The organism is Sphaerotilus sp. (assembly GCF_041083715.1).
Lineage (GTDB): Bacteria > Pseudomonadota > Gammaproteobacteria > Burkholderiales > Burkholderiaceae_C > Sphaerotilus.
Window position 1 is genome coordinate 1 of the sequence record NZ_JBFPGY010000094.1, and the last position, 11,562, is coordinate 11,562.

An 11,562-nucleotide genomic window follows, 5' to 3' on the forward strand; every position below is an offset into this window, starting at 1 on the left:
CGCATCGGCACCCAGCCAGGCCAGGCACGGCGCATTGGCCCACAGGTAGCGCCCGCTGTCAGCCTCCTTGAGCGCCAGCAGCACCCCCTCGTCCTGCAGCAGATCGAGCAGGCCGCCAGCCAGCAGAGCAGGCAGCGCCACGGGGACGGGCAGTTCGAGGTGGTTCATCCGGCCATGATAGGCAGGCCACCCACTCACCGACTGCGACTGAACTCACACAACGTAACCAGGCGTCAACCAGGCGTGAACTCCGTCACCGCCCTGCCCCCAGACAGGGTGGTTCGGCGAACCGGCATCACCCCATGAGCAACTGCATGCTCTGCTCGTACTCGCGCGTCAGGCGGTCGAAGAGTTCGAGCAGTGCCTCGCTGGCGGCGGCGAGCGTGACCCGCGCCGCAGGCACCCCACCACCGCGCACGGCGGAGAGCATGTCCTGCCAGCGCAGATCGGCAGCGGCAATCGCCTCGCGGATCGCCGGTGTCGACAGCGGAATGTCCTTCAGATAGGCCAGCCCGCGCTCGAAGGCTTCGGCCGTCGGCGCCAGCTCGGCCGGCAGCGGCTCCGTCACCGACAGCGCCGGCCCCTGACGCAGCAGCGCGAGCTTGGCCAGCCGCTGCGCGAGCATGCGCTGGCGGCCGGACACATTGATGACATGCAGCGTCGGTGCCAGCCCGGCGTTTTCAAGCGCCTGCGTCAGGCGATCGGACAGCTCCAGCAGACGCTCGGCGTCCTGGTCGATCGCCGCGAGGCGCGCCGCCACCGGCGCGCTGACCAGGCTCGTCTGCACCTGCGTCCAGGTGCTCTGCACCGCGTCGATCAGATCACCGAAGGTCGGCCGCGACAGTGTGCGGTCCAGCAGCTGCAGGCTCTGCTCGATTTGCACGCCCGAGTCGGCCAGCAGCGCCCGCGAACCAGCCGTTTCCACGCCCATGGCCGCCAGCGCGTAGAGCTTGACCGTGCGCTGCGACAGCATGCGCAACCGGCCGGCGCGGTTGATGGCGTCGGCGTAGTGCGCCGCGTCGATCACTTGCTGAGAGACCTGGCCGATGCGCTGCTTGGCGTGCATCGAGGCGGAACGAAGCAGTCGAAACGCCTCGTCTTCGCTGACCTGGCGCGCGGTCATCAGGATGCCCTTGGCCCGATCCACCAGCTTGCGCTCCTCGAAGCGGCGCTTCAGGTCGCCGAGTTCCTCGCGCATCTGGCGCATCTGGCGGTGGCGCGCCACCGTGAACTGGATCAGCGGACGCAGACGGCCGGCCGCATAGCCATTGACCACCCAGCCATCGATGCCCACGGCCAGCGCTGCCTCCATCGTCTCGGCACGCACATCGCTGGTGAACACCAGCACGGGCACGGGCATGGAGGCTTCCAGCAGGCGCACCGCCTCGAACAGTTCGTCGCCAGGGTGAGGCTCCCAGACGATGACCAGATCCGGTGCATGGCGCACAGCCTCCCGCACCAATTGCGTGCAGTGACAGCGTGCGCAGACGACCAGTCCGTTCGATTCGAGGTCGGCAACCAGAGTAGGTGCGTCGGGTAGCGCAGGAGCGATGGCGAGGATGTTGATCACGTCAGGGAGGGCCAGGTGGAGGCCATGTTTCTTGTCATTGCGTTCTCTGAAGCACACCTCAGGCCAGCCAAGGGAATACCCCGATGGGAAGGGGCGCCGAGAACGGAATCCGGAGGAGCAATCAGTGGCACATTTTGTGCTTGTTTCCGCATGGTCGCGCAGCGGCGACCACGCCGATCCACCGCACCATCGGCTCCGGACACACCGTCGCGTCCGGTCAGCGCCATTCCCCGGCGCGCGCGCCACCCCTGCACAGGCTGACGCCCCATGTCCAACTTCAAGACCTTCCTCCGATCCGGACACTGGCCCACGCTGGCCGCGTCTTTTCTCTACTTCGATTTCTGCTTCGCGATCTGGGTGCTCAATGGCGCGATGGGTCCGTTCATCAGCGAAAGCTTCCACCTGACCGCCGCCCAGAAGGGCTTCATGGTCTCGGTGCCCATCCTGGCCGGGGCCCTGATGCGTTTTCCGCTGGGCATCCTGGCCCAGTACATCGGCCGCAAGAACGCGGCACTGGTCGAGATGAGCCTGATCGTCTGCGCGCTGGCCTTCGGCTACTTCATGGTGAACACCTATGACGAGGTGCTCATGATGGGCGTGCTGCTGGGCATCGCCGGAGCGAGCTTCGGCGTGGCGCTGTCGCTGGGCTCGGGCTGGTTCCCGCCGAAGTACAAGGGATTGGCGATGGGCATTGCCGGCGCCGGCAATTCAGGCACCGTGCTGGCCGTGCTGTTCGCGCCACCGCTGGCCATGAAATACGGCTGGCAGACCGTCTACGGTCTGGCCGCCTGCACCATGCTGCTGCCGTTCATGGTGATGCTGCTGGCCGCCAAGGAACCGCCGGACCGCGAACACCAGACCTTCCGTGAACACATCTCCTGCCTGTTCGAGAAGGACGGCTGGTCGTTCAGCCTGATCTACATCGTCACCTTCGGTGGCTTCATCGGCCTGGCAAGCTTCCTGCCGACCTACTTCTACGACCAGTTCAAGGTGACCAAGGTCGAAGCCGGTCAGCTCACCATGCTGGCCACGCTGATGGGTTCGGGTGTGCGCGTGCTGGGCGGCTACATCTCCGACCGCATCGGTGGCATCAACACGCTGTCGGGCGTGCTGGTGCTGGTGGCGATCACGCTGCTGATGTGCGGGTTCGCCGGCTCGTCGCTGGTGGTGACGACGCTGCTGTTCATGCTGTGCTTTGCAGCACTCGGCGCAGGCAATGGCGCCCTGTTCCAGCTCGTGCCGCTGCGCTGGCCGCTGGCAACCGCCGTGGCCGGCTCGATGATTGGTGAAGTCGGCGCGCTCGGCGGTGGTTTCCTGCCGAACGCCATGGGCTTGTCGAAGCAGTACGCAGGGTCCTACCTGTGGGGCTTCGTGGCCTTCACGGTGCTGGCGCTGGGCATGCTGGCGATGCTGCGTGTCGTGCAGATCCGCTGGACGCGCACCTGGGCCGAGAAGGGTGGCCGCGCCCGCAGCACGCCGACCAGCGTCGGTTCCTCGGGCACCAGCTCCCGCGCCTTCAGCCGCTGAACCGGTTCACCCCTTCGGCAGGAAGAGCAGCCAGACCACCAGCAGGGCATTGAAGCCCAGCGAGATCAGACAGGCCACCTTCCAGAGCAGCGCCGGGTCACGCACCGCCAGCGGAGTGCCACCCGGTGCATTCAATGGCCGGGACGCCCCGCGCTCCAGCGCCAGCGCGAACTCCTCGGCTGTCTCGAAACGCTGCCGCGGATCACGCGCCACCGCCTTGAGCACGACATGGTCCAGCCAGATCGGCACTTCCGGGTGCATCCGTGACGGCGGCACCGGATCACGCCGGAAGCGGGCCGTCTGCCACGGCTCGATCTCGCCGTAGGGCAGCTTGCCGGTCAGCCACTGGTAGAGCGTCACACCCAGCGCGAAGAGGTCGCTGCCGGCATCGGCGGGGTGGCCATGGTCGCCTTCCCACTGCTCCGGATTCATATAGCTCGGGGTGCCGGCGTGCAGGCTGCGCGTCGAGGCCGGCTCGCGCCCCGACACCGCCACCCCCAGATCCAGCACCCGCCACTGACCATCTTCGCCACGGTGCAGGTTGCCGGGCTTGATGTCGCGGTGGATCACACCAAGTCGGTGCAGCCGCCCCAGCGCACGTGCGATGGCCAGCCCTCCATGCACCACTTCAGTGACATCCAGGCGGGATTCGCCGGCGAGCTGCTGCTCCAGCGTGTGGCCGCTGTGCCAGTCGAACACCATGTAGAACGCACTCGGGTCACGCACCTCGCGCACGCGGACGAAGCCCTGCCCTTCGCGTTCCGTGACGCGCAGACCGAGCCAGGCTTCGTGGGCAAGCATGGCGCGCTCCTCGCGGTCGCTCGCCCGGGACTCGTGCAGGGTCTTCAGGGCCACCAGCTCGCGGCTGGCGGCGTCGCGCGCCTGGTAGAGGCGGTGCACGCCGGTGTCGGCCACCAGCGCGGTGATGGTGTAGCCGTCCAGCGCATCGCCCACCTTCAGGCGCGGCGGAACCGGCAGCTGGCGGGCGCGGACCTGGCTGTCCTCCAGTCTCATCGGGGCCAGGCCCGTAACTTGCATCACCAATGCCGTGACGTTGTCCTGACTGCCCGCAGCCAGTGCCGCCTCCACCAGCGCCTCACTGGCGATCTGGGCGGGTGCGGCAGCCAGCAGGGTCCGCAGGCGATCGGCCTGGAGCACACCATGCACACCATCGGAGGTGAGCACGAAGGTGTCGCCGAGGTGCAGTTCGCCCTGCAGGTAGTCCACGCGCACGGTGTGATCGAGGCCGATCGCCCGGGTGAGCTGGCTGCGGAAGTCGGGATGGTCGAGTGCATGGTCCTGGGTGAGCTGCAGCAGCTCACCGCGGCGCAGCAGCCAGGCCCGGGTATCGCCAACGTGGGCGAGTGTCCAGGTCTGTCCCTGCAGCGCCAGCGCCGTGAGGGTGGTGAGCGCCGCGCGGCGCTCGTTGCCTGCACCGCGGCGGCGTTGGTTGTGGTCGGCGAGCCAGGCGTTCTGGGCGCCGATCAGACGGTCAAGGATGACCGTGGTTTCCCAGGTGGCCGGTGCGGCGTGGAAGTCCTGCACCAGGCTCATCACCGTGGTCTGCGCGGCTTCTCGCCCCAGGCCGCCGGCCGACACGCCGTCGGCCACGGCGGCGATCAGACCCCGGCCCGGCTCGTGCGCATCGGCGCGCATGACCGCCGCGAAATCCTCGTTGTGTTCCCGCAATCCGCAGGCGCTGGTGTAACCAATGTCGACATCAAAGCTCATCGCTCGGCATTGTGGTACCAAACAACGCACTACGCCATTCAATCCGAATACCTGGTTTTACTGATTCCTGAGGAGCCCGCGATGCAGAAGATGAAACTCGTGATGGTCGGCAACGGCATGGCTGGCGTGCGCACGCTGGAAGAGCTGCTGAAGATCGCCCCCGATCTCTACGACATCACCGTGTTCGGCGCCGAGCCGCACCCCAACTACAACCGCATCCTGCTCAGCCCCGTGCTGGCCGGCGAGCAGACGATCGACGAGATCATCCTCAACCCGCTGAGCTGGTACGCGGACCACGGCATCACGCTGCACCTGGGCGCCAAGGTCACCGACGTGAACCGCGCCCGCCGCACCGTGACCGCCGTGAACGCGCAAGGCGAGACGATCGAGGCCGAGTACGACCGTCTGCTGATCGCCACCGGCTCGAATCCCTTCATCCTGCCCGTGCCGGGCAAGGATCTGGAGGGCGTCATCGCCTACCGCGACATCGCCGACACGAACACGATGATCGAGACGGCCAAGACCCACAAGCACGCCGTCGTCATCGGCGGCGGCCTGCTCGGGCTGGAAGCGGCCAACGGGCTGATGCTGCGCGGGATGCAGGTCACGGTGGTCCACATTTCCGGCTGGCTGATGGAGCGCCAGCTCGACGACGTGGCAGGCAAGCTGCTGCAGAAATCGCTGCAGGACCGCGGCCTGAAGTTCGAGATGGGCGCGCAGACGGCGGCACTGATCGGAGACAAGGACGGCGGCACGGCCGGGCGCGTGCTGGCGGTCAAGTTCAAGGACGGCCGCGAGATCCCTGCCGATCTGGTGGTGATGGCCGCCGGCATCCGCCCCAACACCGACCTGGCCAAACAGATGGGTCTGCTGTGCGACCACGGCGGACGCGGCGGCATCGTCGTCACCGACACGCTGCAGACCGTCACCGACGCGCGCATCTACTCGATCGGCGAATGCGCCAGCCACCGCGGCATCGCCTACGGGCTGGTCGCGCCGCTGTTCGAGCAGGGCAAGGTCTGCGCCACGCACCTGGCCGAATTCGGCATCGGCCGCTACACCGGCAGCCAGACCAGCACCAAGCTCAAGGTCACCGGCATCGACCTGTTCTCGGCAGGCGATTTCACGGGGGGCGAGGGCTTCGAGGAAATCCTGCTGTCGGACCCGGTCGGCGGCGTCTACAAGAAGCTGGTGATCAAGGACGACAAGCTGGTCGGCGCCTGCCTCTACGGCGACACGGTGGACGGGAGCTGGTACTTCAAGCTGCTGCGCGAGGGCCGCAAGGTCCACGACATCCGCGACCGGCTGATGTTCGGCGAGTCCAACATCGGTGACGTGGGCCACGAAGGGCACAGCAAGGCCGCGGCGATGGCCGACACGGACGAGGTGTGCGGCTGCAATGGCGTGACCAAGGGCGCGATCTGCAAGGCGATCAAGGACAAGGGCCTGTTCACGCTCGACGAGGTGCGCAAGCACACGAAGGCGAGTGCGTCGTGCGGCTCCTGCACCGGACTGGTCGAGCAGCTCATCATGTTCACCGCCGGCGGCGACTACAGCGCCACGCCGAAGAAGAAGGCGATGTGCGGCTGCACCGAACTGAGCCACCAGGACGTGCGGGATGCGATCCGCAAGGAACACCTCGTCAGCCACGCCGGCATCTACCAGCGCCTCGGCTGGAAGACCCCGAACGGCTGCACCTCCTGCCGCCCGGCGCTGAACTACTACCTGATCAGCACCTGGCCCAAGGAAGCGCAGGACGATCCGCAGAGCCGCTTCATCAACGAGCGCAGCCACGCCAACATCCAGAAGAACGGCACCTACTCGGTCATCCCGCGCATGTGGGGCGGCGAGACGACGGCGGCCGACCTGCGCCGCATCGCCGACGTGGCCGACAAGTACGCCATCCCGACCGTCAAGGTCACGGGCGGCCAGCGCATCGACCTGCTGGGCGTGAAGAAGGAAGACCTGCAGGGCGTGTGGGCCGACCTGGGCATGCCGTCCGGCTTCGCCTACGCCAAGTCGCTGCGCACGGTGAAGACCTGCGTGGGCAGCGAGTGGTGCCGGTTCGGCACGCAGGACTCGACCCAGATGGGCAAGGACCTGGAGCGCGCGCTGTGGGCCATGTACTCGCCGCACAAGGTGAAGCTCGCGGTGTCGGGCTGCCCGCGCAACTGTGCGGAAGCGGGCACCAAGGACGTCGGCATCATCGGCGTGGACTCCGGCTGGGAGCTGTACGTCGGCGGCAACGGTGGCATCAAGACCGAGGTGGCGCAGTTCTTCGTCAAGGTGAAGACGCCCGCCGAGGTGCTGGAGTACGCCGGCGCCTTCCTGCAGCTCTACCGCGAGGAGGGCTGGTACCTGGAACGCACCGTGCATTACATCGACCGCGTGGGGCTGGACTACGTGAAGGCCAAGGTGATCGACAACGCCGAGCTGCGCAAGGCGCTGTGGGAGCGGTTGCAGTTCGCGCTCGACGGAGCGGCGGACCCGTGGCTGGAATCGGCCAGGGCCAGCGTCGACACGCGGCAGTTCGCGCCGGTCAGCGTCGCCTGAGCCCCTGCACAAGACACCTCAAGACAAGAACCGAAGAACCACTGGACATCCCCATGAGTGACTGGAAATCCATCTGCACCGTCAACGACATCCCCGTGCTGGGCGCCCGCCGCGTGGCGCGGCCGGGTTCGTGCGATGTCGCCGTCTTCCGCAACAGCGAGGACAAGGTGTTCGCGCTGCTCGACCGCTGCCCGCACAAGGGCGGCCCGCTGAGCCAGGGCATCGTCTTCGGCGAGAGCGTGGCCTGCCCGCTGCACAACTGGACCATCGGCCTGGACAGCGGCTGCGCCAAGGCGCCCGACGAGGGCTGCACGCCGCGCTTCGCCGTCCAGGTGGTCGGCGGGCAGGTCTACCTGGACGCGGCGGAGCTGAACAGCATCGCCATCGGCGAACTCGCCTGAGACTGCACCACTGCACCAAGGCCCGTCGATGACCATGCCCCTGCCCACGACCGACACCCGGTCCACCTGCCCCTACTGCGGCGTCGGCTGCGGCGTGATCATCGAGTCCGACGGGACGCAGATCACCGGCGTGCGTGGCGACCCGGACCACCCGGCCAACTTCGGCCGGCTCTGCACCAAGGGCAGCACGCTGCACCTGACCGCCAGCGCCCCGGTCACGATGGCCACCCGGCTGCTGCAACCGCGCCTGCGTCGGCAGCGTGGTGGCACGGCCGAGGTGATCGACTGGACCTCGGCGCTCGATCTCGCCGCCGACCGCCTGGCCGACATCGTGCGCCGCGACGGGCCGGACGCACTCGGCATCTACCTGTCCGGCCAGTTGCTGACCGAGGACTACTACGTCTTCAACAAGCTCGCCAAGGGCCTGCTCGGCACCAACAACGTCGACACCAACTCGCGGCTGTGCATGTCCAGCGCGGTGGCGGGCTACAAGCGCACGCTCGGCGCCGACGCCCCGCCCTGCAGCTACGAGGACGTGGCCCACGCCGACACGGTGTTCATCACCGGCAGCAACACGGCCTGGGCGCACCCGATCCTGTTCCGCCGGCTGGAGGACGCCCGCAAGGCCAGGCCCGACCAGCGCTGGATCGTCGTGGACGTGCGCCGCACCGAGACGGCGGAGACGGCGGACCTGTTCCTGCAGATCCAGCCCGGCACCGACGTGGCGCTCTACCACGGCATGCTGCACGTCATGCTGTGGGAAGGGCTGGTCGACCAGGCCTACATCGCCGCCCACACCAGCGGCTTCGACGCGCTGCGCGACACCGTGCGGGCCTGGACACCGAAGGAAGCCGCCCGCGTCTGCGGCATCCGGGAAGAAGACCTCGTTCAGGCCGCGCGCTGGTTCGCGCAGAGCGACCGGCGTGGCAGCGGCACCACCTTGTCGCTCTACTGCCAGGGCCTCAACCAGAGCGCCGCCGGCACCGACAAGAACGCGGCGCTGATCAACCTGCACCTCGCCACCGGCCAGATCGGCAAGGCGGGCGCCGGCCCCTTCTCGCTCACCGGCCAGCCCAACGCGATGGGCGGGCGCGAGGTCGGTGGCCTGTCCAACCTGCTCAGCGGCCACCGCGACCTCGCCAATGCGCAGCACCGCGCGGAAGTCGCCCGCCTCTGGGGCGTGGCCGATGTGCCAGCCGCCACGGGCAAGAGCGCCATCGAGATGTTCCAGGCCGCCGCCGACGGCCAGATCAAGGCGCTGTGGATCGTCTGCACCAACCCGGCGCAGTCGCTGCCCGACCAGGCCATGGTGCGCCGCGCGCTGGAACGGGCCGAGTTCGTCATCGTGCAGGAGGCGTTTTCGACCACCGCAACCGCCGCCTGCGCCGACCTGCTGCTGCCGGCGACCACCTGGGGCGAGAAGGTCGGCTCGGTCACCAACTCCGAGCGCCGCATCAGCCTCGTGCGCCCCGCCGTGAAGGCGCCGGGCAGCACGCGCCACGACTGGCAGATCGGCGTGGACATCGCGCGCCGGCTGGAAGCGCGCCTGCCCGAGCGGCTGAACGGCCAGACCACCCTCTTCCCCTACGACACGGCCGAATCGGTGTGGAACGAGCACCGTGAATCCACCCGCGGCCGCGACCTCGACATCACCGGCCTGAGCTTCGGCCTGATCGAGCGCAGCGGACCGCAGCAGTGGCCGATGCCCGAAGGCGCGACCAGCGGCCGACCACGCCTGTACGAGGACGGCGTGTTCCCGACCGACGACGGCCGCGCCCGTTTCTCCGCCGCCGAGTACCGCCCGGTGGCCGAGCCGCGCGACGCGCGCTACCCGTTCTCGCTGACCACCGGCCGCCTGCGCGACCAGTGGCACGGCATGAGCCGCACCGGCACGCTCGGCCGCCTGTTCGGCCACATCGCCGAACCCGTGGTCGAGATGCACCCGACCGACGTGGCGCGGCGCGGTTTCAAGGACGGCGAGCTGGTGGAGGTGCGCTCGCGGCGGGGAAGCCTCGTGCTGCCGATCCAGATGACCGATGCGGTCGCGCCGACACAGGTCTCGATCCCGATGCACTGGGGCGAGGAAGTCCTGGGCGGCACGGACGACAAGGGCGTGGCGCGCCTGGGCATCAACGGCGTGACGCTGCCCGCGTTCTGCCCGACCTCGAAGCAGCCGGAACTCAAGCACACCGCCGTGCGCATCGAACCGGTGAAGCTGCCGTGGCGGATGCTGGGACTGGCATGGCTGGCGCAGGCCGAGGCGCTCAGGGCCCGCGAGGCGCTGAAGGCGCTGATGCCGCAGTTCGGCTACGCGATGGTGCTGCCCTTCGGCCGCGAGCCGCACGCCGATGGACTGGCCGGACTGGTCTGGCGCGCGGCAGCCACGGCACCGATGCCCGAAGAACTGGTCAAGCAGATCGAGATGCTGCTGGGCCTGACCGGTGACGACACCCTGGTCTACCACGACCGCCAGCGCGGCCAGTACCGTGCCGTGCAGATGCAGAACCACGGCGCGGACCGGCTGCTGCGCGGCGTGCTGCTGGCCGGTGACACACGGGCGGAATCGTGGATCAAGACACTGCTGCAGGACGAGTTGCCCGCGCAGTCCTACGGCCGTGCGCTGCTGGCCGGCAGCGCGACCGCGCCCGTGCCGGTGCAGCAACGCGGCAAGCAGGTCTGCACCTGCTTCAACGTCACCGAGCCGGAGATCGTGCAGGTGCTGACGCGCTGCCAGGGCAACACCGAGGAGCGGCTGGCAAGCCTGCAGGGCGCACTGAAGTGCGGCACCAACTGCGGCTCCTGCCTGCCCGTGCTGCGGGGCATGGCCAAGGCGGCGGTGGCGGGCACGACCGCGACGGCGTGACCATCGGGCCGAGGCGTGTGCGTCGGTTACAGTGACCGGCTCCACCATGGCCCTCCAGTTCCTCCAGCGCCTGACCGGCCGCGACCGCACCCGCACCACCAACCGGCAGTTGGGCGGCGTGCTGGCCTTCGTCGCCGGGGCGGTCAATGCGGGCGGCTTCCTGGCCGTGGCCCGCTACACCTCGCACATGAGCGGGATCATCTCCGGCATCGCCGACGACCTCGCGCTGGGCAGCATCGGGCTGGCGATGGCGGGGCTGGTGGCCCTGGGCGCCTTCGTGGCGGGTGCGGCCACCACCGCGCTGCTGATCAACTGGGGCCGCCACCGCCAGCTCCACGGCAAGTACGCGCTGGCGCTGCTGCTGGAGGCGGGACTGCTGCTGCTCTTCGGCCTGCTCGGCGCCAACCTGCACAACTTCAAGGCGCTGCTGGTGCCGACCACGGTGCTGCTGCTGTGTTTCATCATGGGCCTGCAGAACGCCATCATCACCAAGATCTCGAATGCCGAGATCCGCACCACCCACATGACCGGCGTGGTCACCGACCTCGGCATCGAGCTGGGCCGACTGCTCTACTGGAACGGCCAGCGCGACGCGGACGATCCGATGTACGTGCGCGCCAACCGCGACAAGATGTGGATCCATGCCACCGTGCTGGCGCTGTTCTTCAGCGGCGGCATCGTGGGCGCGCTGGCCTTCCGGTCGCTGGGCTTCTCGGCGACGATTCCGCTGGCGGCACTGCTGGCGACGATGGCCACGCCGGCGCTGGCCGGGGATCTGCACCGAATCACCCAGGCCCGCCTGCCCCGCTGAACCCATGCCCGACATCTCCGGACCCACCGACGAACCCACGGACGACCACGTCCGCCCCTACGTCTACCAGGACCCGGCGCGCACCGTCCGCGCCCTGCACTTCTCA

At 68.5% G+C, this 11,562-nt stretch carries 7 protein-coding genes; 5 read left to right on the forward strand and 2 right to left on the reverse strand.

Annotation, left to right across the window (positions count from 1 at the left end; translation table 11 throughout):
* Nucleotides 1–295: 295 nt before the first annotated feature.
* The gene (locus AB3X43_RS04595; protein WP_369428697.1) at nt 296–1,570 is read right to left on the reverse strand and encodes a type IV pili methyl-accepting chemotaxis transducer N-terminal domain-containing protein; all 1,275 of its coding nucleotides are present in this window, start codon (nt 1,568–1,570) and stop codon (nt 296–298) included.
* A gap of 267 nt (nt 1,571–1,837) precedes the next feature.
* On the opposite strand from AB3X43_RS04595, the gene AB3X43_RS04600 reads away from it, so the two are divergent.
* Entirely contained in the window at nt 1,838–3,097 is a 1,260-nt protein-coding gene (locus tag AB3X43_RS04600; protein ID WP_369428698.1) for an MFS transporter, read from the forward strand.
* Nucleotides 3,098–3,103: 6 nt separating this feature from the next.
* Here the strand turns inward: AB3X43_RS04600 and AB3X43_RS04605 are convergent, their stop codons facing one another.
* The gene (locus AB3X43_RS04605) at nt 3,104–4,828 is read right to left on the reverse strand and encodes a bifunctional protein-serine/threonine kinase/phosphatase (protein ID WP_369428699.1); all 1,725 of its coding nucleotides are present in this window, start codon (nt 4,826–4,828) and stop codon (nt 3,104–3,106) included.
* A gap of 81 nt (nt 4,829–4,909) precedes the next feature.
* Between AB3X43_RS04605 and nirB the strand changes: the two genes are divergently transcribed.
* From nirB to AB3X43_RS04625, 4 genes are read left to right on the forward strand one after another with little or no spacing between them, the layout of a single operon-like run.
* Entirely contained in the window at nt 4,910–7,381 is a 2,472-nt protein-coding gene (gene nirB / locus AB3X43_RS04610) for a nitrite reductase large subunit NirB (protein WP_369428700.1), read from the forward strand.
* Between the two features lie 53 nt (nt 7,382–7,434).
* Nucleotides 7,435–7,782 carry a nitrite reductase small subunit NirD gene (gene nirD / locus AB3X43_RS04615; protein WP_369428701.1) on the forward strand — a complete coding sequence of 116 codons (348 nt, stop codon included), beginning with the start codon at nt 7,435–7,437 and terminating at the stop codon, nt 7,780–7,782.
* A 28-nt stretch (nt 7,783–7,810) separates the two neighbouring features.
* Nucleotides 7,811–10,645 carry a nitrate reductase gene (locus AB3X43_RS04620; RefSeq protein ID WP_369428702.1) on the forward strand — a complete coding sequence of 945 codons (2,835 nt, stop codon included), beginning with the start codon at nt 7,811–7,813 and terminating at the stop codon, nt 10,643–10,645.
* 46 nt (nt 10,646–10,691) lie between these two features.
* Nucleotides 10,692–11,456: a YoaK family protein gene (locus AB3X43_RS04625; protein ID WP_369428703.1), complete on the forward strand. Its 765-nt coding sequence runs from the start codon at nt 10,692–10,694 to the stop codon at nt 11,454–11,456.
* Nucleotides 11,457–11,562: the final 106 nt, after the last annotated feature.